Origin of the sequence: Bacteroides sp. D55t1_190419_B8 (genome assembly GCF_015558905.1) — a bacterium.
GTDB classification, from domain to species: domain Bacteria; phylum Bacteroidota; class Bacteroidia; order Bacteroidales; family Bacteroidaceae; genus Bacteroides; species Bacteroides vicugnae.
The window spans coordinates 141,718-167,238 of the sequence record NZ_JADMOU010000011.1 but is presented as its reverse complement, the minus strand read 5'-3'; the positions used below and the strand labels follow the sequence as shown (position 1 = coordinate 167,238).

The window sequence follows — 25,521 nt, the reverse complement described above, 5'->3', positions numbered from 1 at the left end:
ATTTGTTACCCTTGACAATCGGACTGGAGTAATAACAAATATTAAAAATCAGTATCTTTTTTGACGTTATTTATGAGGGAACCGCCTTGTGGCGGCTTTCCTTGGGGTACACGTCAAAATTGGACGCTAACGAACATTTACAATGAGATGGAAAAATGTAGGTCCCTAGATTCATGTGACAAACATGAATCCCTACATTTAGTAGATTAGGAGCAATACAGTGGTATTGTCCTAATCTCGCTCTTCATATAAGTGTTAACACTTATATGATTTCCAAAAATACCAACTGTCTGTGAAGATCGTTGATATTTTTTATATAATAAGGCTGTGGTGAAAATCTAAAAGGAGCTACTTTTGATAAGAAATTACTTGAGAATACTCTTTCACCGCATCAAAGCACGGACATCCTTTCATTGGATTCAAGTCCCGGTGTCCCACAATCAACGCTTTCGGAAACTGTCTTTTCAACTCCCTCAACAAAGCAAGCAAAGCTCCTTTTTGCTCCAATGTACGCGTATCTTTCGGTTTCCCGTTCGCATCCAGTCCTCCCTCATAACAAACACCAACCGAATGGGCATTATGATTACGGCAGTGTGCCCCGACCTTTTCTAACGCACGTCCCCGGTGGATCTCCCCATCGCGAGTGATGTAGAAATGATAGCCAATATCACGGAAACCACGGTGCAAGATATGATCCTGTCGGCAAGCCTCCGCCGAAAGGGACTTTCCTTCCGGCGTGGCACTGCAATGAATGATAATTAATGTAATAGTCCGCATGGGTTACATGCAACTTTGTATTCCGAACACACCTCCGATGGCGGTGGCTACAGTGATAACGATTTTGAGGACTAAGCTCCATACAGAGCGGGGAGATGATGATTTACTCATACAATAACAGGTTTTAAATAAATTAATAATAGTTTTCTTTTACCACAGATTTACCGTAGATTTGTCATAGATTTACCACAGATCTACACAGACTCACACAGATAAATAATCGACTACTCAAGTAACTACCAATTCAATATAATCTGTGAAAATCCGTGTCCTCTGTGGTGAACCTTTTAGGCAGCCGGGTCAGGCGCTTCGCCGCCACCATCCGGTTTTGGATCAGGGTTATCACCCGAATCAGAACCTCCTCCGGCAGTTGTCGGTTTCTGATATTCCGCCTGCTGCTTCAACTGACTGTCGAGTTTCAGATTATTGGTCGACAGATTACCGGTAGCACGAGCTTTCAGACGCATACCGCTAATATTCTTTTCCAACGAGAACTCTTCCAGCGTATCGGCTGCCTTACTACGAATACCCACACCGAAAATGGCAAGATCATCAATTTTCACACATTTGCCGTCCAGCAACAATTCCTTGATGCAATCTACCATATCCGAAAGCACACCTTTGATGACCCCACCGGAATATGGTGAATTGTGCTTCGACATATGTTCGGCAAGCTTAGCCAAATCAAACGTCTCATCGCTTACTGCACGGGCGAACCACTTACCCGCATTCAAACCTTTCTTCTGCTGGTTCTGATAAATTTTGTAACGAATCATAAAACAATAAATTAAAGGGTTAAACAGATTGTCCGGGGATTCTTTTCCCTTTCGACGATACAAAGATACCACCCTCAAACTCTGGAAAATCAATAGTACACAGTTGCGTACGATTGTTGTCGGTTGTGTGCAATTATGATCGATTATTCAATGAAAAGGCGTTGGCTATGTAGAAATATTTTGCTATTTTTGTAACTGTAAATCAGAAATTTATCCATTATGAACGAATTCAAAATACGTGCCTACGGGCGCATGGAGCTGGCGCAACTCTATTCTCCGGAACTTACCGATATTGCTGCCTATCGAAAAATGAAGAAATGGATCTCTTTGTGTCCCGGACTTCTGCAACGCCTGTACGACTTAGGCTACGAATCAAAGCGACGCTCATTCACACCGTTGGAGGTGAGAGTCATTGTGGATGCTTTAGGAGAGCCTTAAATAAAGCGTCGCTTTATGGTGTCTAAAGCACCGCTTTACGATGTCTAAAGCTTAGCTTTACACCTTCTAAAGCGATGCTTTATACAGTAAAAACGGATGCGGTAATCAAAATGAGTGTACCAGTCCAAACGATTACAGTAAGTAAGGCGGGGACAGTGGGGACACTTTCCCTGTTTCACTCATACACACACACGCACGCGCGTAACTTCCTTTGCCGTCTACACTGATTAGCTTGCCTTGTCGGGTGAGACGTTTCAGCCAGGTGATGGCGGTGCTTTTGTTGATACCCAGAGCTGTTGCTTTTTCCAGCAACTCCGTGCGGGTAAATTCCTTACCCAGTTGCTGGAAGAGGAAATCCCGGTCGGCATTGGGCCGGTGGCTGACTTCCGTGTTGGGGAGGAATGACAGGATATGCATGGCGTGACAGTAGAGAGGTTCCGCCAAATTTAATACGGCGTGGAAGTCTTCCGCCGAGATGGATACGTTCCAGCGGGTGACGATGCCGTCCTTGCGGTTGTCCGAAGGAATAGACTTGTCGGGTGTGAAGGGGGAGGAGGAGGAAATTTGGAGGCTGTAGGGATTCGGGTGTTCGAGCGCGCGCAACACGGCTACTTCCGACATGATCCTGCACAAATTGATAGCCATACGCGCCACAAAGCTATACATTTCTCTGTCGTTGGCTATGCTCGAACGATCGAACAACTCCGAAAAGACGGCGTCAATTTCGTTTTTCTGCTCGTTCGTGAGCTGCAGCGTGTGGATACCATTCTTCTTTATCATGTCCAGTTGATTTTTCCATTCCAGTCCCAGAGCGTTGAATACCTCTTCCCAGTCTGTTTCGTCGTCTACAAACTGGCTGACCCATTTGTCGATTCCGTACATGTAGTAGTACAACTGGCGGGAGGATCCTCCGTCTTCTGTTGTCGGGATGAAAGCTTTCACCTGAAGTGGGGTGCCCGACATCAGGAGCGAAAGGCAGACTTTTTTTGTTTCCCGATATTCTTGGTTACCGCGACGGTTGTAGGACAAAAAGTCGTGGTCGAACGCTTTGCGCAGCGTGTCGCTCCAATGGCCGTGCTCCGATCCGATGGCGGTGGACAGTGTGTCGGCTTCCGACTCGAAGATAAGTCCTGTACCTTCGGAGTCCATAATGTTTTGTAGGATGCCTGTGCCGGTGTTGTTGCCCGAAATCAAGAACATTTTGTTAGGGGGCATTTGCGGGACTTCCATTTTCGACCGCTCTTTTCCCATCGCGTCGTATTCGGCTTTTTCTTTTTTATAGATCTTCATTTGCGCCGCCACTTTCGCGCGAATCTCGTCATGGATGGGTTGCACGAGCAGGCGGAGGTAGGAGAGGATGCCTTTGCCGGAAGCAGAGGGCGCCACGATGAAACATTGGAGGCTGGGATAATAGTATTTGCCGCCATAGAGGCATCGCACGTGGCGCGACATGCAAGCTCCCAGTGCGGTGAATGCTCCCATCAGCATGATGTCGCGTTGAATCTCATTTTTCGCAACTTTGATGATACGCTGCAGGAGTTTCGGCCAGTTTGCTTCCGGCAGAGTGGGGAGCGGGTGTTGCGGATCGCTACCGGATAGCAGTTGTTCTTCTTTTTCTTCCGTGATCGTTTCTTCGTCTGTTTCCTCATTTGCCACCTTATTATGCGCGCGTGCCTGTGTGAGAGTTTGAGGGGCTGTCCTCACTGTCCCCACTGTCTCCACATAGCTGATGGCGACTCCTGTCGCTTCGGCAAGATGGAAAGCGGTGCCCAGGTGCACTTCTCCACGTTGGGTGTGGAGTGCGTTGGAGAATACCCGTTCGGCATGTTCGCGCTGATACTTGGGAGAGACCCGGCATAGGCGGTGAAAAAACTCACGTCCTGCTTCACCGCAATCCGTTGCGATGGCGAATGACAATTGTACGTATTCAAGATAAGTGGGAGCAATGTCTGCTCCTGCCGTTTCGACTGCTTCGGTGAGACGGCATAAAGATTCAATATCAGTCATTTGGATTTATGATTTTTGATTTATTCGTTGGTGGTTCTGAACAATGCTTCCGGGTCGTAACTAAGGAAACAGGATCTCACGAGGTCTTTGCCGGAGAAATCTACTTTGGATTTCGTTTCGGAAGAAACTGCTGTTATCGTATTGTATGCCGTCTCTACGTACCGCATCGCCCAACTCATGTTGTCTGTGATATTTCTGGCATCATCTGTCGTGGGGGAATAATGGCAAGGAACAAATGCCTTTACACCTAGTCCGCTGGGGCTGACAAAGGTGAGTACAGGTTGTAGGAGAGGATCGTCATAGAGCATACGTCGCATTTCCATTGCTTCCTGATAAGAGTGGAGACCGTCCACATCTACTATCACCAGGTGAGACGGGGAGACGAAATCCTTACTGCTACGGCGGGTGAATGTGCCGCAGGGGGTCACATACGGTAGTAATGACGCTTTGGCGGTTCGTATATCTTCGGAGTTGCGTACTTGTTCGGTCAGGGCTTTGAGATTCTCGTTGCAAGTAATCATTTGGAAAACTTGTTCGATGGAGACTTCGCAGAAGGGGATAAGTGTGGGAGGAGTCATCAGTCGGCCTTGTTTGTCTTTGATAGGAGCGATAGGTGGCATGAAATAGGACATTCTGTAGTTGTTTGACATCATTTTCTTTTTATTTCAAGTTAAAATATTTATTTTTGCAAAAAATATGGGTGTGTTTCAAAACACGGCGTAAAATTAGTAAATGCAAAATAGACATCGTCCCGACATGTTGGGATGAAAGTGAAAATAATTAACCGTTACGGTTTAATTTTAACAATAAAAAAGAATGGAAAATGAAAAAGGTTTTTATGTAGCTTTAGGAGTTTACATAGGAGAGTTGCAAAAGCGTGCGGATTTGAAAAATGACGAAATATGCAAGAGCGTACACATCGGCCACTCTACTTTTAATGATTTAAAAAAGGGGCAAAACGCCCATTGAGTGATTACGTAAAAGTGGTGGAGTGCTGTCTGGATGCCTTCAATGAAGAGGAAGCCGGGGTTATCTGGGATGAATGGAGGAGAATGTATTTTCGATACAGGAGAAGAAAAGAGGAGGAGAGAGGAGAACGGTGAAAAACAGATAAAGTAAAAGCTGCAGGCGGGAAAAAGTTTCCCGCCTGCGGTCTTTATGAATGAATTTTTTTGTAGCTTTGTGAAAAATAAGATTGATATGGAAGATTTGCAAAGATTATATCCTATCGGGATACAGACTTTCTTTAAGATACGTGAGGGGAATTTTCTCTATATTGACAAGACGGAATATGTGTACCGGATGACGCATTCGGCTTCCAGCTATCTGTTTCTAAGCCGTCCCCGACGTTTCGGAAAATCATTGCTTACCAGTACCATTCACTGTTATTTCGAGGGACGGAAGGATTTGTTTGAGGGACTGGCCATGGAGACATTGGAGAAGGAATGGATACAACACCCGGTGTTGCACTTCGACATGAGTACCGCTAAACATGTGGACAGGGAGCAACTGAACGCGGAACTGGAATTGAAACTCATGGCATACGAGGAGATTTATGGACGTGTAGAAGAGGAACTGTATGTGAATCAGCGTCTGGAGGGACTTATAAAACGTGCTTATAAGCAGACCGGTAAAAAAGTGGTTGTCTTGATAGACGAATATGACGCTCCTCTGCTCGATGTGGTTCATGAGGAGAAAAATCTGCCGCAGTTGCGTAATGTGATGCGCAATTTTTACAGTCCGTTGAAGGCGTGTGATCCTTATTTACGCTTTGTCTTTCTTACGGGTATAACCAAGTTTTCGCAACTTAGCGTGTTCAGTGAACTTAATAATATCACCAATGTGAGTATGCTGCCTGATTATGCTGCCATTTGCGGTATCACTGCTGAAGAACTCCGTACTCAAATGGCTCCCGATGTAAAGCATCTGGCTACCCGGTTGGGAATTACTGCAGAGGAGATGTTGGACAAACTGAAGGAAAATTATGACGGTTATCATTTTTCGTGGCCGTCGCCCGACGTTTTCAATCCTTTCAGTTTGCTGAAGGCGATGGCTTTGGGAGAGATCGGCTCTTATTGGTTTGAGAGTGGCACGCCCACTTATATCATAGAGATGCTGCGTAAATATGCTGTGTTGCCATCAGAAATTGGTGGCGAGGAAGCGTCTCCCAGTGATTTTAACGTGCCTTTGGAGTTGGCGACTAATTATATGCCGTTGCTTTATCAGGCCGGTTACCTTACGATAAAGGGTGCGGATTTGGAATTTGACGCGTATATGCTTGATATTCCAAACAAAGAGGTGCGTGTCGGTCTGATGAAAAGCCTGATTCCCTCTTATGTGACGAGTGACAGTCATGAGGTGAATAGTGTGGTGCGTAACTTAGCGCGTAACATTGTGCGGGGAGATATGGACGAGGCTTTGAAGCTGCTTCAGGCTTTTCTTTCCACTGTGCCTTATTGCGACAACACGGATTATGAGGGACATTACCAGCAGATGCTATATGTGATATTCTCATTGCTGGGCATTTATACCGATGTGGAGGTGCACACGCTGAAAGGACGTGTGGACATGGTGCTTCGCACCCGGACTACTCTCTATCTGGTAGAACTAAAACTGAATCAAAGCGCGGAGGCTGCCATGAAGCAAATTGACTTGCAGCAATATTCTGATCGTTTTGCTCTCTGCGGGCTTCCTGTGGTGAAGGTTGCGATAAATTTCAGTGCGGAGACCCGGACGATTGCAGATTGGGAGATTTCAATTAAATAATGATGTAACGAATGCATTTTTTATACTAGCAGTTTGATTTATTGGCAGGCGGGAAACATTTTCCCGCCTGCTTTTTTAGTATAATATATCAAATAGTAGCCATATCTTTCCCGTGTGCGATAACGAAAACACAAAAAATAACAATTTATTATGTATAAAAAATAAGAGAGAATGCTTCGTAGTTCACAAATAATGATTAAATTTGCCGCGATTTGTAATGCGGAGTTTGCAAAATGACGAATAATACTATAAAGCATCTAGGTATTGTGGAAAACATACAGGGTTCTCATCTGTCGGTGAGGATTGTCCAGACATCGGCTTGTGCGGCATGTAGCGCAAAGGGGCATTGTTCCTCGGCGGATAGTAAGGACAAAATCATAGATATCATAGATACCGCAGCTTCTTCCTATCAGGTGGGAGAGAAGGTGATGGTGGTCGGCGAAACGTCGATGGGCATGATGGCGGTAGTGTTGGCTTTCGTACTTCCTTTCGTACTTCTTATATTTTCGTTGTTTCTTTTGATGGCATTGATAGAGAATGAACTGTATGCGGCTCTTCTTTCTCTGGCTGTCCTTATACCTTATTATTTCGTTTTATGGCTTAACAAAACGCGACTCAAACAACAATTTTCATTTACTATAAAACCAATAAATAACTAAAAACATTATGAATTTGATTCTGATTGCAGTGATTTCATTGGGAGCTATAGCGCTCGTGCTGGCCGCTATTCTTTATGTGGCTTCCAAGAAATTTGCCGTGTATGAAGACCCGCGGATTGCCCAGGTGGGAGAAGTGCTTCCCCAGGCTAATTGTGGTGGATGTGGCTATCCCGGTTGTAGCGGCTTTGCCGACGCTTGCGTCAAAGCCGGTTCGCTGGATGGTAAATTCTGCCCCGTAGGCGGACAGCCTGTCATGGCACAAATTGCTGATATCCTCGGACTTGCAGCCGGAGAAGCTGAACCGATGGTAGCAGTGGTAAGATGTAACGGAACGTGTATGAATCGTCCGCGTATTAATCAGTACGACGGTGCGAAGAGTTGCGCTATTGCCGCTTCGCTCTATGGTGGGGAAACGGGTTGTAGTTACGGATGTCTGGGGTGTGGTGACTGTGTGGCTGCCTGCCAGTTCGATGCCATCCACATGAATCCTGAAACAGGACTTCCGGAAGTGGATGAAGCGAAATGTACCGCTTGCGGTGCCTGTGTGAAGGCTTGTCCGAAGGCGATCATCGAAATCCGTCCGCAAGGAAAGAAATCACGCCGTGTGTATATCTCTTGTGTGAATAAAGACAAGGGAGCTGTGGCACGCAAGGCTTGTACGGTGAGTTGTATCGGCTGTGGCAAATGCGTGAAGACTTGTCCGTTCGAAGCTATCACGTTGGAGAACAACTTGGCTTACATCGATCCGCACAAGTGCAAATCTTGCCGGAAATGTGTGGAAGTCTGTCCGCAGAATACCATTATCGAGTTGAATTTCCCGCCGCGGAAACCGAAAGAAGAAGCTCCGGCTGCTCCGAAGGCTACAGAAGCTCCGAAAGTAACAGAATAATAACAGAATAAAATACAGAACTGTATGTTAAAGACATTTTCAATTGGTGGAGTTCATCCACACGAAAATAAATTGTCGGCACATCAACCTATTATCACAGCGGAAGTTCCTGCAAAGGCTGTTATTTTGCTGGGGCAGCACATTGGTGCGCCTGCAAAACCGGTTGTAGCGAAAGGGGATGTGGTAAAGGTAGGCACTAAGATTGCTGAACCTGCCGGCTTTGTTTCGGCGGCAATTCACTCTTCGGTCAGTGGTAAAGTGGCGAAGATTGATACTATTGTCGATGCCAGCGGTTATGCGAAACCTGCTATCTTTATCGATGTGGAAGGCGACGAATGGGAAGAAACAATCGACCGTAGCGCCACACTGGTGAAGGAATGTGAGCTTTCCGCAGAAGAGATCGTGAAGAAAATTGCCGATGCCGGAATCGTTGGTCTGGGCGGTGCTTGTTTCCCTACACAGGTGAAACTTTGTCCTCCTCCTTCTTTTAAAGCTGAATGTGTGATTATCAATGCCGTAGAATGTGAACCTTATTTGACTGCCGACCATCAGCTGATGCTGGAACACGCGGAAGAAATCATGGTAGGCGTTTCTATCCTGATGAAAGCGGTGAAAGTGAACAAGGCATTTATCGGAATCGAAAATAATAAGCCCGATGCTATCGAACTGATGGCTAAAGTAGCTTCCAGCTATGCAGGCATCGAAGTCGTTCCCTTGAAGGTGAAATATCCGCAAGGAGGTGAAAAGCAGCTGATCGATGCGATCACCAAACGTCAGGTGGCGAGCGGTGCGTTGCCTATCTCTACGGGAGCAGTCGTGCAGAACGTGGGAACGGCGTTTGCCGTTTATGAAGCTGTGCAGAAGAATAAACCGTTGTTTGAACGGGTGATTACCGTGACGGGAAAGTCGGTTGCGAAGCCGTCCAACTTCCTGGCTCGTATCGGTACACCGATGAAACAGTTGATTGACGCTTGCGGTGGTCTGCCCGAAGATACGGGTAAGGTGATTGGTGGCGGTCCGATGATGGGTAAGGCGTTGGTAAATATCGAGGTTCCTACTGCGAAGGGCAGTTCCGGCATCCTGATTATGAACCGGAAGGAAGCCAAACGTGGTGAAGCTCAAACCTGCATCCGTTGCGCGAAGTGCGTGAGTGCCTGTCCGATGGGACTGGAACCGTACTTGCTCGGAGCCTTGTCTGAAAACGGAGATTTTGAAACAATGGAAAAAGAAAGAATCATGGATTGTATTGAGTGCGGCTCTTGCCAGTTCACTTGTCCTGCCAACCGTCCGCTGCTCGACTATTGTCGTCTGGGTAAAGGCAAAGTGGGAGCTATGATTCGTGCACGTCAAGCTAAAAAATAACGAATATGGAAAATAAATTAATCGTATCACTATCACCCCACGTCCATGGCGGAGACAGCGTACAGAAAAATATGTATGGCGTGCTGATCGCACTGATTCCGGCTTTTCTGGTGTCTCTCTATTTCTTCGGACTGGGTGCCCTGATTGTCACGGCTACTTCCGTTGCGGCTTGTTTGTTCTTCGAATGGGCGATCGGAAAATATTTAATGAAGAAACCGACCACCACCATCTGCGACGGCTCTGCCATCATCACAGGTGTGTTGCTGGCATTTAATTTACCGTCTAACCTGCCTGTCTGGATTATCATCCTCGGTGCACTGTTTGCTATCGGTGTAGGTAAGATGTCTTTCGGCGGATTAGGCTGCAATCCTTTCAACCCGGCATTGGCAGGCCGCGTATTCCTGCTGCTTTCTTTCCCGGTGCAGATGACCAGCTGGCCGGTAGTCGGACAGTTGACCGCTTATACGGATGCTACCACCGGTGCCACTCCGCTGGCCTTGATGAAGCAAGCCATTTACGGTGACACTGCCGCTTTAAGCCAGATTCCGGACGCATTGACCTTGTTGATCGGACAGAATGGCGGATGCTTGGGTGAAGTGAGTGCGCTGGCTCTACTGATCGGACTCGTTTATATGCTCTGGAAGAAAATCATCACCTGGCATATTCCAGTGTCTATCCTGGCTACTGTGTTTGTCTTTGCAGGCATCATGCACCTGGCAGATCCGGAAAAATACGTTTCTCCGGTATTGCAGTTGCTTTCCGGTGGTCTGATGCTGGGTGCTGTCTTTATGGCAACCGACTATGTGACTTCTCCGATGAGTAAGAAAGGGATGCTGATCTATGGTGTATGTATAGGTCTGCTGACGGTAGTTATCCGTCTGTTCGGCGCCTATCCCGAAGGTATGTCGTTCGCCATCCTGATTATGAATGCGTTCACTCCGCTGATTAACACCTATTGTAAACCAAAACGCTTTGGGGAGGTAGCGAAGAAGAAATGAAAAAGTTAGAATCATCTTTAAAGAATATGTTGCTGGTACTTACGGGAGTGACTGCTATTTCCGTTGCGTTGCTGGCTTATGTAAATGAACTGACAAAAGGCCCCATTGCCGAAGCGAACGCGAAGACACTGAACGAGGCCTTGAAAAAGGTTCTTCCCGAATTTACCAATAATCCGGTAGCGGAAAGCGATACGATCTTCAGCGAGAAAGACGGAAAGAAGAATGTTGACTTTATCGTTTATCCGGCTAAGAACGGTGAAGAACTTGTAGGAACCGCTGTCGAAGCTAAATCAATGGGATTTGGCGGTGAACTGAAAGTGCTGGTAGGCTTTAATGCCGAAGGAAAAATCTATAACTACTCTCTGTTGGCTCACACGGAAACTCCGGGATTGGGCTCTAAAGCCGACAAATGGTTCGGAGCGTATGATCCTGCGAAAGGAGAAAAGGCAGTATCTCACGAAGAGAGTACGAAATCTATTTTGGGTATGAATCCGGGTGAAGCTCCGTTGACCGTCAGCAAAGATGGGGGAGCAGTGGATGCCATCACAGCTTCTACCATTACTTCACGCGCTTTCTTGAATGCCGTGAATGCTGCTTATCAAGCCTATAAGGCCGAAGGCGGGGAAGTGAATGGTGTAACCGGTGCTTCTCAAAAAGCGAAAGGCGCGGACGCAGATGCTGCTGACGCTGCTACGGGAGCTACGATCAAAGTTGAACTAACTGATTCAGTCAGTGCTAAATAAGAAAGGAGACAGATATGAATAACTTTAAAGTAATGATGAACGGGATTATCAAAGAGAATCCTACGTTTGTACTCCTGCTCGGTATGTGTCCTACATTGGGTACTACATCATCGGCTATCAATGGTATGGGTATGGGACTGGCTACCATGTTCGTATTGATCTGCTCGAATGTGGTGATCTCTTTAATAAAGAACCTGATTCCGGACATGGTGCGTATCCCATCGTTTATTGTGGTGATCGCATCCTTCGTGACCTTGCTTCAAATGGTGATGCAGGCTTACGTGCCGGGACTGTATGCTACACTCGGTCTTTTCATTCCGTTGATTGTAGTGAACTGTATTGTACTGGGACGTGCCGAAGCCTTCGCTGCCAAGAATAACGCAGTTGCTTCTATGTTCGACGGTATCGGTATGGGGCTTGGCTTTACCATCGCCCTAACCTTGCTGGGTGCTGTCCGCGAGTTTTTGGGAACCGGTAAAATCTTCGATTTGACCATCATGCCGGAAGAATATGGAATGTTGGTGTTTGTATTGGCTCCGGGCGCTTTCATCGCTTTGGGATACCTCATTGCGTTGATTAACAGTTTCAAGAAAGCCTAATTCAATTAAATAAGAAAAGAATATGGAATATATATTGATATTTATTTCGGCAATCTTTGTAAACAACATCGTGTTGTCGCAGTTCCTGGGTATCTGTCCGTTCCTGGGCGTATCCAAGAAGGTGGAAACTGCGATGGGTATGAGCGCTGCGGTTGCTTTCGTGTTGACCATCGCTACCATCGTCACTTTCCTGATTCAGAAATTTGTACTGGATGTTTTCGGACTGGGATACTTGCAGACGATTACATTCATCCTGGTGATTGCCGGATTGGTGCAGATGGTGGAAATCATCCTGAAAAAGGTGTCTCCGGCCCTGTATCAGGCGTTGGGTGTGTTCTTGCCGCTGATTACAACGAACTGTTGTATTCTTGGTGTCGCTATCCTGGTGATTCAGAAAGACTATGACCTGCTGACAGGTGTTGTGTACGCGTTTTCTACAGCTATCGGCTTCGGTCTGGCACTGGTGCTTTTTGCCGGATTGCGCGAACAGATGAGCCTTGTGAAAATTCCGAAAGGAATGCAAGGAACTCCGATTGCTTTGATTACCGCCGGTTTGCTTGCTATGGCATTCATGGGATTCTCCGGCGTGGTGTAAGGATTTACAGTTGATAATTAAATAGGGGATTGGAAGCTCTGCTGTGTGGCGACATACAGGTTAGAGTTTCCAATTCTTTTTTATACCTAAATGCTACCAAATCGTACCTTAATTATTTTTCAGCAAATAAATTTGTGGCAGATTATTGCAATTCCATTTTATTTCCATATATTTGTAACTCAAACAATAATAAGCCGAGAAACTAACCATTTTTTATAAAGTATATGAAAGAAAGAATTTTAGTAACAGGCGGGACAGGATACATCGGGTCTCATACTGTTGTAGAACTACAAAACAGTGGATATGAAGTAATCATCATCGATAATTTATCAAATTCAAGTGCCGACGTTGTTGACAATATAGAGAAAGTTTCCGGTATTCGCCCAGTTTTTGAAAAGCTGGACTGTTTGGACTTTGCCGGTTTGGATGCAGTATTTGCAAAATATAAAGGAATTAAGGCAATCATTCACTTTGCAGCTAGCAAAGCAGTAGGAGAGTCGGTACAAAAACCGTTGCTTTACTACCGTAATAACCTGGTTTCTTTGATTAACCTTCTCGAACTGATGCCAAAACATGGAGTAGAAGGTATTGTGTTCTCTTCTTCTTGTACAGTATACGGTCAGCCGGACGAGCTGCCGGTAACGGAAAAGGCTCCGATCAAGAAAGCGGAATCACCTTATGGAAATACCAAACAGATCAATGAAGAGATTATTCGTGATACGGTAGCTTCAGGTGCTCCGATCAATGCGATCATGTTGCGCTATTTCAACCCGATTGGCGCGCATCCTACTGCATTGCTGGGTGAACTGCCTAACGGGGTTCCTCAAAACCTGATTCCATATCTGACCCAGACAGCCATCGGTATCCGTGAGAAACTTAGCGTGTTTGGTGACGATTATGATACACCGGACGGTTCTTGTATCCGTGACTTTATCAATGTCGTTGACTTGGCTAAAGCACACGTGATTGCTATCCGTCGTATCTTGGAAAAGACACAAAAAGAAAAAGTAGAAGTATTTAATATTGGTACAGGACGTGGTGTTTCTGTATTGGAATTAATAAATGGCTTTGAAAAAGCCACTGGCGTAAAATTGAATTATCAGATTGTCGGACGTCGTGCAGGTGACATTGAAAAAGTTTGGGCTAACCCGGATTTTGCTAATAAAGAGCTGGGTTGGAAAGCCGTAGAAACTTTAGAAGATACTTTACGCTCTGCATGGAACTGGCAGCTGAAACTCCGTGAAAGAGGGATTCAATAAAAGAGAAACTTGTTTTAAATAACATAAAAGTTTAAACAAATCGTGCATGCGATTTGTTTAATTGATGCTAATCGACCTGAAGCTGTTTATGAGTATGTGAATATACGTAGATAGTACTTATGCCTCCCCGGCATAGACAGGAAAGATTGCATAGTAGTTTTGTCGTGTTTTATTTTGTGTTTGTGTTGTGACGGTACTACGACGTGAGTCGTGGTACCGTTTTTTGTGTTTATGCTTGGTGAATATTTCAAGTGCTTTTTGTTGAAAAATAATAGAATGTTTTGTATTTCAAAACCAAATAGCTACATTTGCATAAACTAAAGTACATGAGAATAATAGCCAGGAGTAAAATAATAGATTATTATACTGATAATCCGGATGCTGAAGTAGCACTTGAAGAGTGGTATCATAAAACAAAAAGAGCGGAATGGACTTGCTTTGCTGACATGAAAAAAACATTCAATAGTGTTGATAACGTAGGTAACCAACATTATGTGTTTAATATTAGAGGTAACAATTATCGGTTAGTAGTTGTTATTAAGTTCACTATAAAAACAGTGCTAATTCGCTTTATTGGTACTCATGCTGATTATGATAAGTTAGATGTTAAAAATGCATAGTTATGGCAAAGATTCAAAATGAAATAGCTTATATGGCTGCAATGGAAAGAATAGAAGAACTTCTTCCATTGGTAGATGATGATACTCCTTTGACGGACAGAAATCTTATAGAATTAGATTTATTGTCAGGACTTGTAGAGGAGTATGAAAAAGAACATTATCCTATCAAGTCTCCATCTTTGGTTGATGTCATGAAACTACGAATGTACGAGATGGGAATAAACCAAGCTAAGTTGTCGGAACTGCTTGGCGTAAGTCCTTCTCGTGTTAGTGATTATCTTACAGGAAGATGTGAGCCTACATTGAAAGTAGCTCGTGAAATGAGCCGGAAACTGAATATTGACGCTAATATAATACTGGGGATATAAGGTTATTCTTATAATGTGCCTTTGAAGCAGAACATGTCAGTTCCCCAATCAATTTCCGGTAAGACGAATCCGGGAGCAAACAGCCCGAATACGGATGAGCCGGAGCCGCTCATGGATGCGTAGATTGCTCCTTGATGATAGAGTTCTTCTTTGATTTCTCCAATGACGGGATGTTGCGGGAATACACTTGCTTCGAAATCATTGATTAACGTATCCTTCCATTCTTGTACAGGACGCTGGATTGCCTCCCTAACCGGATATTTCGGACGATGGGGATGAATGTTTGAAAAGGCTTCCCGGGTGGAAACAAAAACATTCGGTTTTATAATCATGATTTGGTAGCCGTTTAATGAAAGTTCGACCGGGGAGAAGATGTTTCCAATTCCCTCGGCAAATATCGGTCTGTTTTTGATAAAGAAAGCGCAGTCTGCTCCCAAAGTGGCAGCGTATACTTCCAATTGTTCTTCGGATACTCCCAGCTGATAATGATCGTTGAGCAACTTTAGCATGAAAGCGGCATCCGATGATCCTCCTCCCAGTCCGGCTCCTGAAGGGATGTGCTTGTATAAGTGGATTTCGATAGGAGGGAGATGAAATTCCTTATCCATCAATAAATAGGCTTTTACTACCAGATTGTCTTCAGGGTTACCGGCTATTTCCATTCCATGTTGGTGGAGAGTGAATTTTCGGTCAGCGTTAGGGGAGGTACGGATTTCCAGTGCGTCTTCCAGAGCCACCGGATAGAAAACTGTTTCCAGATTGTGGTATCCGTCCGGGCGTTTTTCCGTGATGGAAAGTCCCAGGTTTATTTTGATATTGGGAAAAGCGAGCATAAGGTTATTTACTATTTTACAATTTACGATTTACTATTTGCAGTGCCGCACATGACAATTAATCATGTGTTGAATGTAATTCGGGAGCAAAGTTAGTAAAATCTTCATTTTTCCTTATCCATTCTTCATGATTATATTCTATCTTTGTCGTCCCGACTGGAAAAACTCTGTTATAAAGGAGTTTGTCCGGTCGCAAAATAGTAAATAGTAAATCGTAAAATAGTAAATATCTCGATGGCCGAACAGAAAAGAAATACCCGCAATTCAAAGTCTACTAAAATACAACCGGTAAATGATTATGGTCGTATTCAGCCGCAGGCGCCTGAACTGGAAGAAGCAGTTTTGGGAGCTTTAATGATTGAAAAGGACGCTTATTCATTGGTGAGTGAAATTCTTCGTCCCGAATCATTTTACGAACGCCGGCATCAGTTGATTTATTCTGCTATCGTCGACCTTGCGGTGAACCAGAAACCGGTGGATATTCTGACTGTAAAGGAACAACTTAGTAAACGCGGAGACTTGGAAGAGGTGGGAGGTCCCTTCTATATTACTCAATTGAGTAGTAAGGTGGCTTCATCCGCACATATTGAATACCATGCCCGTATTATTGCACAGAAATCGCTGGCGCGTGAGTTGATAACGTTCACGAGCAATATTCAGAGTAAAGCGTTTGACGAGACCTTGGACGTGGACGACTTGATGCAGGAAGCGGAAGGTAAGCTTTTTGAGATCTCACAGCAGAATATGAAAAAAGATTATACGCAGATCAATCCGGTGATTGACGAAGCCTATAAACTAATTCAGAAAGCTGCGGCTCGAACCGATGGTTTGAGTGGTCTGGAGAGTGGTTTCACGAAACTTGATAAGATGACTTCGGGTTGGCAGAATTCCGACCTTATTATTATAGCTGCCCGTCCTGCTATGGGTAAGACTGCTTTCGTTCTTTCAATGGCTAAGAATATTGCGGTGGATTACCGGAACCCGGTGGCGTTGTTCTCTCTTGAAATGAGTAACGTTCAGTTGGTGAACCGTTTGATTGCGAATGTCTGCGAGATTCCGAGCGAGAAAATCAAAAGCGGGCAGTTGGCAAATTATGAATGGCAACAACTGGACTATAAACTGAAGAATCTGATGGATGCACCGCTTTACGTGGATGATACGCCGTCTCTGTCTGTGTTTGAACTTCGAACCAAAGCGCGTCGTTTGGTACGCGAACATGGGGTGCGAATCATCATCATTGACTACCTTCAGTTGATGAATGCGAGTGGGATGGCGTTTGGTAGCCGTCAGGAAGAGGTTAGTACCATTTCCCGTTCGTTGAAAGGATTGGCGAAAGAGTTGAGTATTCCGATTATCGCACTGTCACAGTTGAATCGTGGTGTGGAAAGTCGTGAAGGTATTGACGGTAAACGACCGCAGTTGAGTGACCTTCGTGAATCGGGAGCCATCGAGCAGGATGCCGATATGGTGTGCTTTATCCATCGTCCGGAATACTATAAGATATTTCAGGATGATCGTGGTAATGACCTGCGCGGTATGGCGGAAATTGTAATCGCCAAGCATCGTAATGGTGCGGTAGGCGAGGTGTTGCTCCGGTTTAAGGGAGAATTTACCCGTTTCTCCAATCCGGAGGACGATATGGTGATCCCGATGCCGGGTGAGCCTGCCGGGGCTATGTTAGGATCGAAAATGAATACAGGTAATGCAGGTAATGCGGGGAATACAGGAAACGGTGCCCCACTGCCCGAACCGGACTTTGTGCCTCAAAGCGGCAACCCATTCGGTGGACCTGGGGACGGACCATTACCTTTCTAAAATCAATCGTCATCTTCTTCAAAGATGCGGGCTGTATTGATGAGCGCCAAATGGGAATAGGCCTGAGGGAAATTTCCAAGTAGGCGCTTTGTTTTGAAGTCGAGGTCTTCACTGAACAACCCCACATGATTGGCATGTGAAAGGAGTTCGTCGAAGATCTCTTTTGCTTCTTCCTTATCTCCAATCTCATGGAGAGCTTGAATTAACCAAAACGTGCAAATGGTGAAAGCGGAAGTGGGGTGACCAAAGTCATCGCGATTGCGATAGCGATACATCAACCCTTCGTGATAGAGCTCTTTCCGAATGCGGTGTACAGTGTTGATGAACCGCAGATCCGTGGGCTCAATGAAACCGTATTGCGCCATGAGTAGTAGCGAAGAGTCGGCATGCGTGCTATCATACGACTGCGTGAAGCTCTGAATCTCCTCGTTCCATCCATTGAGCATAATATCTTCTTTTATCTTATCCGCTTCTTTTCGCCACGCCACCTCATAATCGGGCTGCTTGAGGTAGGAAGCTACTCTCACTCCACGATCGAGCGCCACCCAGCACATCACCTTAGAAAAGACGAAATGCTTCTCTTCATTCCTGATCTCCCAAATGCCCCTATCGGGTAGGCGCCAGATGCCATAGACCGTTTTCACAATGATCCGGACCACTTCCCACATCTCTTCTTTCTCGCCCACAGTGCCGGGGAAATTGAGGAAATAGTAATCGATGATATTCATCAAATAGCCGAAGATGTCGTTCTGCTTCTGATCATAGGCCGCATTGCCTACGCGCACCGGAAGCGAACCTTCGTAGCCCGCCAAATGCGGAAGAATCTCCTCGGTGAGTTTGCGTTCGCCATTGATGCCATACATGATTTGGAAGGAGTCTCCCTTAGAGCGGAGACATCGCTTGATGAAGGTGAGAAAACGGCAAGCGGTGTATTTATGCCCCATCTTGGAGAGGGTTTCGATGGACATGGAAGCATCGCGAATCCAGCAGAAACGGTAGTCCCAGTTGCGTACCTCACCGATGGTTTCGGGCAGACTGGTGGTAAGCGCTGCCAAGACGGCACCGGAATATTCGTAGCACATGAGTTTGAGTGTGAGCAAGCTACGCGCCACTAGGTTAGAGTAGTTGTTCAGTTTCAGCGAAGAACTGTTCCAGTCGAGCCAGTAGACCTTAGTGCGCTGATATTCCACGTACATCCGCTTGATGTCTACCACCTCCAACTTCTGGAAGTAGGAGAGTAGCAAGAACTCCTCCTGAACCAACTCCACCTCCCGACTCTCGAGAATCTGGTTGAAATCGAGGCTCGAATAGAGATACATATTATTGTTGCCATCTTCCTGCGAGAAGCTGCGGATATAGTCTTTAAAGATAAGGTGATTCACCTTCTCCTTTCCGTAGTTCATCACCGGATTATATTGCACCCTGAAGCGCGGTGTGCCCGCAATGGGGCGAATGTATCGGCAAAGCTCCGGGGGCGAATGATGTCCGAAATTAATGGTACGATAGCGAGGCATGAAGTCGAAAACCTCGAAGCTTCCCTCTTCCGATTCGAATAACGTGCGAAGAATGTTCGTCTCTTTCACATAGGTCTGCTTGCAGCGATAGTCCGCCGAAACGAGAAGGGTGAAACTACCTCCATGCTCATCGTCAATGAGTTTGGAAAACACAGAAGGGGAATCGAAAGAGGGAAAGCACAACCAGTCGATGCTTCCTCCCTCTGATATGAGTGCGGCCGTGCGGCAATTACCTACAACGCCGTAATTTAAATTGTTCATAAGGCTATATTGAATCGTTTATAAATTGATGTAATTAAATAATGAACGGTTCGGCTCAACCATTTAGGCGACTAAGGAACGGAACCACTCGCGACTGTTCGGGAAGATTGTAGCGTGCCACCTGCGAGGTTTTGCCCACCTTAATGGTGAAGGCCGTTGCCGGCAAGGCATTGAACATATCTTCATCCGTGGTATCGTCTCCGATGGCCAATACAAAGTCGTATTTATCTTCTTCCATCAAGCGCGAAGCTTCACTTCCTTTATTGCAATCGCTATGCTTCACTTCGACAATCTTGTTGCCTTTCATGATTTGCAAGTTCGAACGCATGCAAGGAAGCACCAAGGCATTGATCAACTGATTGGCACGCATCTCTGCCAACCACACGTCTACGTCGCGATAGTGCCAAACGAGCGCAGTCTCCTTGCTCTCCAGCTTGGAGTGCGGTGTCTTCTCCTGGGTGCGTTGCATGATCTCCATAATCTCGCTGTCCCATTCGTCATTATGGGCCTTGCTGTGCCATTCTCCATTCGTTTTATAGAACGTGCCATGCTCGGCCGATAAACCAATGGGAAGATCGCCAAACCATTCGTCGAGTGTCTGGCGGTCTCTACCACTACAAATCACCACTTTATTCAGCGGATCACTTGAGAGGTTGCGCAAGAGTTGAAGCACCTCGGGAGTAGGTGATGCAGCCGCTGGATCACTGAAGAACGCAGAAAGCGTGCCGTCATAATCGAGAATAAGCAATCGCTTCTTCGCCCAGCGATAAGCCTGCTTGACCGGGTTGGAACGAAAATCCTTGATGATCTTTGCCTGCAAACGCAGGTTCTTATCTCTCACCTCAAAGAGCTCTTGCACAAAGTCCTTGGCCCACTTGCCCACATTCTGCTTAGCGATGACGGCTTGCATCTTTTCAAGGTTTTTCGCCTGAAGAGATTCGGGCATCTCGAGCGCTTCCACAAAGGCTTCTTTTAGCTCGTTGATGTTGTTAGGGTTGACAATGATGGCATCGTGCAGTTCAATGGCGGCACCGGCCATCTCACTGAGAATGAGTACCCCTTGTTTGCCTTGCTTAGAAGCTACGTATTCCTTGGCCACGAGATTCATCCCGTCGCGATAGGAGGTGACGAGCCCAATGTCGGCTATATTGTACAAAGCGGCTAGTTCTTCGAACTTGAAGGAGCGGTAGAAGTAATAGACCGGTCGCCAACCCAATGTGGAATATTGTCCGTTGATGGAACCCACAGCTTTGTCTATTTCTTCTTTGAGATGGGCATAGCGTTCAACACTATCTCGAGAAGGAGAGACAATCATGGCTAACGACACTTTCTCCCGATATTGTGGGCAGTCGGCTAATAGCTTGTCGAAACTTTGTAGCCGTGTCAAAATGCCTTTTGTATAGTCGAGCCGATCTACCGACAAGATGAGTTTTCCAGCACCGAAGTTCTCTCTAAATTTATCTGCCTTTCGTTTGATACTAACTTCTTGTATAGCGTCATGGAATTGTTGGTAATTGATCCCCATCGGGAAAGCATCGACATTGATGACCCGATTTTCTACATAAATTTCGTCGAACACACAGTCGAGTTTAAGAATACGATAGATCGCACTAATAAAGTGACGCATGTAACTATGAGTGTGGAAAGCGATGAGATCGGCACCCAACAGTCCTTTGAGAATTTCTGAACGTTCGGGAAGGCAGCGGAATAACTCGTAGGAAGGGAAAGGAATGTGATGGAAATAACCGATACAGGCGTTGGGAATGACTTTGCGAATCAGGCCGGGGAGTAACATTAATTGATAGTCCTGCACCCAGATGATGTCGCCGGGTTCGAATATTTCGAGGGTTTTTTCGCAGAACAACTGGTTCACTTCTTTGTAGGCTTCCCAATATTCATCTTTGTGCTGCACATAACTAAAAAAATAGTGAGAGGAGGGCCAGATGATGCTGTTGCTGTAACCTTCGTAATAGTTTTCAACGAGATCCGGAGTAAGATAAACCGGATGGAATTGATGCTTCCTGAATTGAGATTCTATTCTGATTTGGGCAATATCATTCTCAAAATGTATGCCGGGCCAACCGACCCAATGCTTTTCCATCTTAGTTTCCAGTGAATGAAGTCCGGTAGTCAATCCGCCCGCGCTCGGGGTAATTTTATATTTATCATTTTTCTGGGTTACTGTCAATGGTAGTCTGTTCGATACAATAATCAATTTCATAGGCATATTTTATGATGAGTTTTATAAAAATAGATGATAATGAGGAGGTAATATGTGAAAGATTCTCCTCGAGTGATGATCCGGGGTAACAAACTTTTTGCAAGGTTACGCCGATACCGGATTTAACAAATATAAGGATTTTGGACTGGATACGCAACTTGTGTTAGAGGATTTAACATTTTAATGGAATAATTTTGTTTCACTTACGTAAATTCTGTCTCTTTGTACCCTTTTGTCAAGGGTTGTTTAGCCTCTCTTCACATTTTTATCTTAAATCGTTCTCCGCCAAACGAAAAATCTTATTAACTTTGCGAATCTTTTTGAGAAACAATAAAAAATTAAATATATGAATATTTCTTATAACTGGCTGAAAGAGTATGTCAACTTCGACCTGACGCCCGATGAAACGGCTGCTGCGTTGACGTCTATTGGCTTGGAAACAGGTGGTGTAGAAGAAGTGCAAACCATTAAAGGTGGTTTGGAAGGACTGGTGATCGGTGAAGTGTTGACCTGCACGGAACATCCTAATTCTGACCATTTGCATATTACTACTGTCAATCTGGGAGACGGTGAACCGGTACAGATTGTTTGTGGTGCCCCGAATGTGGCTGCCGGACAGAAAGTGGTGGTGGCTACTTTAGGTACAAAACTTTATGACGGTGACGAATGTTTTACCATCAAGAAATCAAAAATCCGTGGGGTGGAATCTACTGGTATGATTTGTGCCGAAGACGAAATCGGTATCGGTACGGATCATGCAGGTATTATCGTATTGCCGGAAAATGCTGTTCCGGGTACGCTTGCCAAGGATTATTATAATATCAAGAGCGACTATGTGCTTGAAGTGGACATCACGCCTAACCGTGCGGATGCTTGCTCTCACTATGGGGTGGCTCGTGACTTGTATGCTTATCTGATTCAGAACGGCAAACAGGCTACTTTGCAACGTCCGTCGGTAGACGGCTTTAAAGTGGAAAACCATGACTTGAATATTGAAGTGAAGGTGGAAAACAGCGAAGCTTGTCCGCATTATGCCGGTGTTACGGTGAAAGGTGTCACTGTGAAGGAAAGCCCGGAATGGCTGCAAAACAAATTGCGTCTGATCGGGGTGCGTCCTATTAATAATGTAGTGGATATTACTAATTATATCGTTCATGCTTTCGGTCAGCCGTTGCATTGCTTCGATGCCGGAAAGATAAAAGGCAATGAAGTAATTGTAAAGACAATGCCGGAAGGAACCCCGTTCGTTACGCTGGATGAGGTGGAACGTAAATTGAACGAACGCGACCTGATGATTTGTAACAAGGAAGAGGCCATGTGTATTGCCGGTGTATTCGGCGGACTGGACTCCGGTTCTACGGAAGCTACGACAGATGTATTCATTGAAAGTGCTTATTTCCATCCTACATGGGTGCGTAAGACAGCCCGCCGTCATGGCTTGAATACGGATGCTTCTTTCCGTTTCGAACGCGGTATCGATCCGAACAGTGTGATATATTGCTTGAAACTGGCTGCTTTGATGGTTAAAGAACTGGCCGGCGGTACGATTTCTTCTGAAATAAAAGACGTGTTCACTACTCCTGCACCCGATTTTATAGTTGATCTGGCTTATGAGAAAGTACATTCTTTGGTAGGAAAAGTAATTCCGGTAGAGACGATCAAGAGCATTGTGACCAGCCTGGAAATGAAGATCACTAATGAAACGGCGGAAGGGCTGACATTAGCTGTTCCTCCTTATCGTGTAGACGTGCAGCGTGATTGTGACGTGATTGAAGATATTCTTCGTATCTACGGATATAACAATGTTGAAATCCCGACTACACTGAACTCCAGCCTGACTACCAAAGGTGAACATGATAAATCGAATAAATTGCAGAACCTGATTGCAGAGCAATTGGTGGGCTGCGGATTTAATGAGATCCTGAACAACTCATTGACGCGTGCTGCTTATTATGATGGTATGGAGACTTATCCGTCCAACCACCTGGTGATGTTATTGAATCCGTTGAGTGCGGATTTGAACGCTATGCGTCAGACTTTGCTGTTCGGTGGACTGGAAAGTATTGCTCATAATGCAAATCGTAAGAATGCTGATTTGAAGTTCTTCGAATTCGGTAATTGCTATCATTTCGATGCTGACAAGAAGAATGAAGAGAAGGTATTGGCTCCTTACTCGGAAGATTATCACTTGGGCTTGTGGGTAACCGGTAAGAAGGTTTCCAATTCATGGGCACATGCAGATGAGAACAGTTCGGTATATGAATTGAAGGCTTATGTAGAAAATATATTGAAGCGTCTGGGACTGGATTTGCACAATCTGGTTGTCGGTAATCTGACGGACGATATTTTTGCTGCCGCACTTTCTATCAATACGAAGGGTGGTAAGCGTCTTGCTTCCTTCGGTATCGTGACTAAGAAGCTGTTGAAAGCATTTGATATTGACAATGAAGTGTATTTTGCCGACTTGAACTGGAAGGAACTGATGAAGGTTATCCGTTCTGTGAAGATCAGCTACAAGGAAATCTCCAAGTTCCCTGCTGTGAAACGTGACCTGGCATTGTTGCTTGACAAGAATGTGCAGTTTGCCGAAATCGAAAAGATTGCTTACGAAACAGAGAAGAAGCTGTTGAAAGAAGTGGAACTCTTCGACGTGTACGAAGGTAAGAATCTGGAAGCAGGCAAGAAGTCGTATGCGGTGAGCTTCCTGCTTCAGGATGAGAGCCAGACTTTGAATGATAAGATGATTGATAAGATCATGTCGAAACTGGTGAAGAACTTGGAAGATAAGCTGGGTGCCAAACTTAGATAAACTTAAAATTTCAATCTAAAAATATAAACCAATGGGAAGAGCATTTGAATATAGAAAGGCCGCTAAACTGAAAAGATGGGGCCACATGGCTAAAACATTTACAAGACTGGGTAAACAAATCGCGATAGCTGTAAAGGCAGGCGGTCCGGAACCTGAAAATAACCCGACTTTGCGTTCGGTGATCGCTACTTGTAAGCGTGAAAATATGCCGAAGGATAATATTGAACGTGCTATCAAAAACGCAATGGGTAAAGACCAGAGCGACTACAAGAGCATGACTTACGAAGGATACGGTCCTCACGGTATTGCTGTATTTGTGGATACGCTGACAGATAACACAACCCGTACGGTGGCTGACGTTCGTTCGGTATTTAATAAGTTTGGCGGTAATCTCGGTACAATGGGATCTCTCGCGTTCCTGTTCGACCACAAATGTGTATTCACTTTCAAGAAGAAAGACGGATTGGATATGGAAGAACTGATTCTGGATCTGATCGATTATGATGTGGAAGATGAATACGAAGAGGATGATGAAGAGGGAACAATCACTATCTATGGTAATCCCAAGAGCTATGCCGCTATTCAGAAACACCTGGAGGAGTGTGGCTTTGAAGATGTCGGTGGAGACTTCACTTATATCCCGAACGACATGAAAGAGGTGACTCCGGAACAGCGCGAAACATTGGATAAGATGATCGAACGTTTGGAAGAATTTGACGACGTGCAGACTGTTTATACCAATATGCAGCCGGAAGAGGGAGAATAAGACAAGGTTATGGAATATGTGTATAGAACCCAGGGAACTTGCAGCACCAACATCGAACTGAATGTGGAAGATGGAGTGGTGAAAGAAGTTGCTTTCTGGGGAGGATGTAATGGTAACCTTCAAGGTATTTCCCGCCTTGTGAGAGGAATGAAGGTAGCGGATGTTATCGCAAAACTTGAAGGAGTGCATTGTGGTGGCAGACCGACTTCATGTCCTGACCAATTGTGTCGTGCATTACATGAGATGGGATATTAATCGACTTCTTTTATTTTTGTAAAATTTGATATTTTTCAAGACCTTCGGCAATTTATTTTGTCGAGGGTCTTTTTTTTGTGGGAATCCATAGGGGGGGGGATCCGGGTGTTGTTTACTTACTTGTCGGTATTTTGAACTAAAATTGACCTTCACTCGTTATTTATAAGTATATTTGTAAGGTTAAAACTATT

The 25,521-nt window shown here is 45.2% G+C and carries 25 protein-coding genes; 17 read left to right on the top strand and 8 right to left on the bottom strand.

Going from position 1 to position 25,521, the window contains the following annotated elements:
• Positions 1-348: 348 nt before the first annotated feature.
• From I2I13_RS12255 to I2I13_RS12245, 3 genes are all read right to left on the bottom strand, one after another.
• Positions 349-777, bottom strand: a complete 429-nt coding sequence (locus I2I13_RS12255) for an N-acetylmuramoyl-L-alanine amidase (protein WP_195401583.1) — start codon at positions 775-777, stop codon at positions 349-351.
• Positions 778-780: 3 nt separating this feature from the next.
• Positions 781-888: a smalltalk protein gene (locus I2I13_RS12250; protein WP_004303578.1), complete on the bottom strand. Its 108-nt coding sequence runs from the start codon at positions 886-888 to the stop codon at positions 781-783.
• 176 nt (positions 889-1,064) lie between these two features.
• Positions 1,065-1,553, bottom strand: a complete 489-nt coding sequence (locus tag I2I13_RS12245; RefSeq protein WP_004303576.1) for a DNA-binding protein — start codon at positions 1,551-1,553, stop codon at positions 1,065-1,067.
• A gap of 219 nt (positions 1,554-1,772) precedes the next feature.
• Here I2I13_RS12245 and I2I13_RS12240 point away from each other — a divergent pair, with 219 nt between their 5' ends.
• Complete coding sequence (locus tag I2I13_RS12240; protein WP_004297475.1) at positions 1,773-1,991, top strand: DUF4248 domain-containing protein; 219 nt, start codon at positions 1,773-1,775, stop codon at positions 1,989-1,991.
• A 132-nt stretch (positions 1,992-2,123) separates the two neighbouring features.
• On the opposite strand, the gene I2I13_RS12235 is transcribed toward I2I13_RS12240, so the two are convergent.
• Both I2I13_RS12235 and I2I13_RS12230 read right to left on the bottom strand, forming a co-directional pair.
• Positions 2,124-3,998: a DUF3987 domain-containing protein gene (locus tag I2I13_RS12235; RefSeq protein WP_195649612.1), complete on the bottom strand. Its 1,875-nt coding sequence runs from the start codon at positions 3,996-3,998 to the stop codon at positions 2,124-2,126.
• 20 nt (positions 3,999-4,018) lie between these two features.
• Positions 4,019-4,648: a BT4734/BF3469 family protein gene (locus I2I13_RS12230; protein ID WP_008022718.1), complete on the bottom strand. Its 630-nt coding sequence runs from the start codon at positions 4,646-4,648 to the stop codon at positions 4,019-4,021.
• A gap of 166 nt (positions 4,649-4,814) precedes the next feature.
• Between I2I13_RS12230 and I2I13_RS12225 the strand changes: the two genes are divergently transcribed.
• From I2I13_RS12225 to I2I13_RS12170, 12 genes are all read left to right on the top strand, one after another.
• A complete protein-coding gene (locus tag I2I13_RS12225; RefSeq protein ID WP_008022717.1) occupies positions 4,815-4,967 on the top strand; it encodes a hypothetical protein in 153 nt (50 codons plus the stop codon).
• Between the two features lie 231 nt (positions 4,968-5,198).
• Positions 5,199-6,764 (top strand): ATP-binding protein, encoded by a 1,566-nt coding sequence (locus I2I13_RS12220; protein WP_074557060.1) that lies wholly within the window; start codon positions 5,199-5,201, stop codon positions 6,762-6,764.
• Between the two features lie 233 nt (positions 6,765-6,997).
• Positions 6,998-7,423 carry a SoxR reducing system RseC family protein gene (locus tag I2I13_RS12215; RefSeq protein ID WP_004303573.1) on the top strand — a complete coding sequence of 142 codons (426 nt, stop codon included), beginning with the start codon at positions 6,998-7,000 and terminating at the stop codon, positions 7,421-7,423.
• A 7-nt stretch (positions 7,424-7,430) separates the two neighbouring features.
• Positions 7,431-8,312, top strand: a complete 882-nt coding sequence (locus tag I2I13_RS12210; protein ID WP_074636129.1) for a Fe-S cluster domain-containing protein — start codon at positions 7,431-7,433, stop codon at positions 8,310-8,312.
• A gap of 24 nt (positions 8,313-8,336) precedes the next feature.
• Positions 8,337-9,674, top strand: a complete 1,338-nt coding sequence (rsxC, locus tag I2I13_RS12205; RefSeq protein ID WP_195649611.1) for an electron transport complex subunit RsxC — start codon at positions 8,337-8,339, stop codon at positions 9,672-9,674.
• A 5-nt stretch (positions 9,675-9,679) separates the two neighbouring features.
• On the top strand, positions 9,680-10,672 hold the full coding sequence (locus I2I13_RS12200) for an RnfABCDGE type electron transport complex subunit D (RefSeq protein ID WP_074636126.1): 993 nt from the start codon (positions 9,680-9,682) through the stop codon (positions 10,670-10,672).
• Complete coding sequence (locus I2I13_RS12195; RefSeq protein WP_004309218.1) at positions 10,669-11,415, top strand: RnfABCDGE type electron transport complex subunit G; 747 nt, start codon at positions 10,669-10,671, stop codon at positions 11,413-11,415. Before I2I13_RS12200 ends, I2I13_RS12195 begins: the two co-directional genes overlap by 4 nt.
• Before the next feature lie 14 nt (positions 11,416-11,429).
• On the top strand, positions 11,430-12,014 hold the full coding sequence (rsxE, locus tag I2I13_RS12190; RefSeq protein WP_004295586.1) for an electron transport complex subunit RsxE: 585 nt from the start codon (positions 11,430-11,432) through the stop codon (positions 12,012-12,014).
• Between the two features lie 22 nt (positions 12,015-12,036).
• On the top strand, positions 12,037-12,609 hold the full coding sequence (rsxA, locus tag I2I13_RS12185; protein WP_004295587.1) for an electron transport complex subunit RsxA: 573 nt from the start codon (positions 12,037-12,039) through the stop codon (positions 12,607-12,609).
• A gap of 224 nt (positions 12,610-12,833) precedes the next feature.
• Positions 12,834-13,868 carry a UDP-glucose 4-epimerase GalE gene (gene galE, locus I2I13_RS12180; protein WP_004325755.1) on the top strand — a complete coding sequence of 345 codons (1,035 nt, stop codon included), beginning with the start codon at positions 12,834-12,836 and terminating at the stop codon, positions 13,866-13,868.
• 326 nt (positions 13,869-14,194) lie between these two features.
• The gene (locus tag I2I13_RS12175) at positions 14,195-14,488 is read left to right on the top strand and encodes a type II toxin-antitoxin system HigB family toxin (RefSeq protein WP_049702616.1); all 294 of its coding nucleotides are present in this window, start codon (positions 14,195-14,197) and stop codon (positions 14,486-14,488) included.
• Positions 14,489-14,490: 2 nt separating this feature from the next.
• Positions 14,491-14,856 (top strand): type II toxin-antitoxin system HigA family antitoxin, encoded by a 366-nt coding sequence (locus tag I2I13_RS12170; RefSeq protein ID WP_049702617.1) that lies wholly within the window; start codon positions 14,491-14,493, stop codon positions 14,854-14,856.
• An 8-nt stretch (positions 14,857-14,864) separates the two neighbouring features.
• Here the strand turns inward: I2I13_RS12170 and ispE are convergent, their stop codons facing one another.
• On the bottom strand, positions 14,865-15,689 hold the full coding sequence (ispE, locus tag I2I13_RS12165; RefSeq protein ID WP_195401578.1) for a 4-(cytidine 5'-diphospho)-2-C-methyl-D-erythritol kinase: 825 nt from the start codon (positions 15,687-15,689) through the stop codon (positions 14,865-14,867).
• Positions 15,690-15,923: 234 nt separating this feature from the next.
• On the opposite strand from ispE, the gene dnaB reads away from it, so the two are divergent.
• The gene (gene dnaB, locus I2I13_RS12160; RefSeq protein WP_195401577.1) at positions 15,924-17,504 is read left to right on the top strand and encodes a replicative DNA helicase; all 1,581 of its coding nucleotides are present in this window, start codon (positions 15,924-15,926) and stop codon (positions 17,502-17,504) included.
• A gap of 2 nt (positions 17,505-17,506) precedes the next feature.
• Here the strand turns inward: dnaB and I2I13_RS12155 are convergent, their stop codons facing one another.
• Positions 17,507-19,279 (bottom strand): glycoside hydrolase family 15 protein, encoded by a 1,773-nt coding sequence (locus I2I13_RS12155; protein ID WP_074557040.1) that lies wholly within the window; start codon positions 19,277-19,279, stop codon positions 17,507-17,509.
• A gap of 55 nt (positions 19,280-19,334) precedes the next feature.
• On the bottom strand, positions 19,335-21,500 hold the full coding sequence (locus I2I13_RS12150) for a bifunctional alpha,alpha-trehalose-phosphate synthase (UDP-forming)/trehalose-phosphatase (protein ID WP_195649610.1): 2,166 nt from the start codon (positions 21,498-21,500) through the stop codon (positions 19,335-19,337).
• A 346-nt stretch (positions 21,501-21,846) separates the two neighbouring features.
• On the opposite strand from I2I13_RS12150, the gene pheT reads away from it, so the two are divergent.
• From pheT to I2I13_RS12135, 3 genes are read left to right on the top strand one after another with little or no spacing between them, the layout of a single operon-like run.
• The gene (gene pheT / locus I2I13_RS12145) at positions 21,847-24,309 is read left to right on the top strand and encodes a phenylalanine--tRNA ligase subunit beta (protein WP_195649609.1); all 2,463 of its coding nucleotides are present in this window, start codon (positions 21,847-21,849) and stop codon (positions 24,307-24,309) included.
• 31 nt (positions 24,310-24,340) lie between these two features.
• Positions 24,341-25,075 (top strand): YebC/PmpR family DNA-binding transcriptional regulator, encoded by a 735-nt coding sequence (locus I2I13_RS12140; RefSeq protein WP_004295595.1) that lies wholly within the window; start codon positions 24,341-24,343, stop codon positions 25,073-25,075.
• 9 nt (positions 25,076-25,084) lie between these two features.
• Positions 25,085-25,330 carry a TIGR03905 family TSCPD domain-containing protein gene (locus I2I13_RS12135; RefSeq protein ID WP_004295596.1) on the top strand — a complete coding sequence of 82 codons (246 nt, stop codon included), beginning with the start codon at positions 25,085-25,087 and terminating at the stop codon, positions 25,328-25,330.
• Positions 25,331-25,521: the final 191 nt, after the last annotated feature.

Bases quoted from the DNA above. Each gene is read 5' to 3' on its own strand.
- I2I13_RS12255 (WP_195401583.1), bottom strand. From the start codon at position 777: ATGCGGACTATTACATTAATTATCATTCATTGCAGTGCCACGCCGGAA.
- I2I13_RS12250 (WP_004303578.1), bottom strand. From the start codon at position 888: ATGAGTAAATCATCATCTCCCCGCTCTGTATGGAGCTTAGTCCTCAAA.
- I2I13_RS12245 (WP_004303576.1), bottom strand. From the start codon at position 1,553: ATGATTCGTTACAAAATTTATCAGAACCAGCAGAAGAAAGGTTTGAAT.
- I2I13_RS12240 (WP_004297475.1), top strand. From the start codon at position 1,773: ATGAACGAATTCAAAATACGTGCCTACGGGCGCATGGAGCTGGCGCAA.
- I2I13_RS12235 (WP_195649612.1), bottom strand. From the start codon at position 3,998: ATGACTGATATTGAATCTTTATGCCGTCTCACCGAAGCAGTCGAAACG.
- I2I13_RS12230 (WP_008022718.1), bottom strand. From the start codon at position 4,648: ATGTCAAACAACTACAGAATGTCCTATTTCATGCCACCTATCGCTCCT.
- I2I13_RS12225 (WP_008022717.1), top strand. From the start codon at position 4,815: ATGGAAAATGAAAAAGGTTTTTATGTAGCTTTAGGAGTTTACATAGGA.
- I2I13_RS12220 (WP_074557060.1), top strand. From the start codon at position 5,199: ATGGAAGATTTGCAAAGATTATATCCTATCGGGATACAGACTTTCTTT.
- I2I13_RS12215 (WP_004303573.1), top strand. From the start codon at position 6,998: ATGACGAATAATACTATAAAGCATCTAGGTATTGTGGAAAACATACAG.
- I2I13_RS12210 (WP_074636129.1), top strand. From the start codon at position 7,431: ATGAATTTGATTCTGATTGCAGTGATTTCATTGGGAGCTATAGCGCTC.
- rsxC (WP_195649611.1), top strand. From the start codon at position 8,337: ATGTTAAAGACATTTTCAATTGGTGGAGTTCATCCACACGAAAATAAA.
- I2I13_RS12200 (WP_074636126.1), top strand. From the start codon at position 9,680: ATGGAAAATAAATTAATCGTATCACTATCACCCCACGTCCATGGCGGA.
- I2I13_RS12195 (WP_004309218.1), top strand. From the start codon at position 10,669: ATGAAAAAGTTAGAATCATCTTTAAAGAATATGTTGCTGGTACTTACG.
- rsxE (WP_004295586.1), top strand. From the start codon at position 11,430: ATGAATAACTTTAAAGTAATGATGAACGGGATTATCAAAGAGAATCCT.
- rsxA (WP_004295587.1), top strand. From the start codon at position 12,037: ATGGAATATATATTGATATTTATTTCGGCAATCTTTGTAAACAACATC.
- galE (WP_004325755.1), top strand. From the start codon at position 12,834: ATGAAAGAAAGAATTTTAGTAACAGGCGGGACAGGATACATCGGGTCT.
- I2I13_RS12175 (WP_049702616.1), top strand. From the start codon at position 14,195: ATGAGAATAATAGCCAGGAGTAAAATAATAGATTATTATACTGATAAT.
- I2I13_RS12170 (WP_049702617.1), top strand. From the start codon at position 14,491: ATGGCAAAGATTCAAAATGAAATAGCTTATATGGCTGCAATGGAAAGA.
- ispE (WP_195401578.1), bottom strand. From the start codon at position 15,689: ATGCTCGCTTTTCCCAATATCAAAATAAACCTGGGACTTTCCATCACG.
- dnaB (WP_195401577.1), top strand. From the start codon at position 15,924: ATGGCCGAACAGAAAAGAAATACCCGCAATTCAAAGTCTACTAAAATA.
- I2I13_RS12155 (WP_074557040.1), bottom strand. From the start codon at position 19,279: ATGAACAATTTAAATTACGGCGTTGTAGGTAATTGCCGCACGGCCGCA.
- I2I13_RS12150 (WP_195649610.1), bottom strand. From the start codon at position 21,500: ATGAAATTGATTATTGTATCGAACAGACTACCATTGACAGTAACCCAG.
- pheT (WP_195649609.1), top strand. From the start codon at position 21,847: ATGAATATTTCTTATAACTGGCTGAAAGAGTATGTCAACTTCGACCTG.
- I2I13_RS12140 (WP_004295595.1), top strand. From the start codon at position 24,341: ATGGGAAGAGCATTTGAATATAGAAAGGCCGCTAAACTGAAAAGATGG.
- I2I13_RS12135 (WP_004295596.1), top strand. From the start codon at position 25,085: ATGGAATATGTGTATAGAACCCAGGGAACTTGCAGCACCAACATCGAA.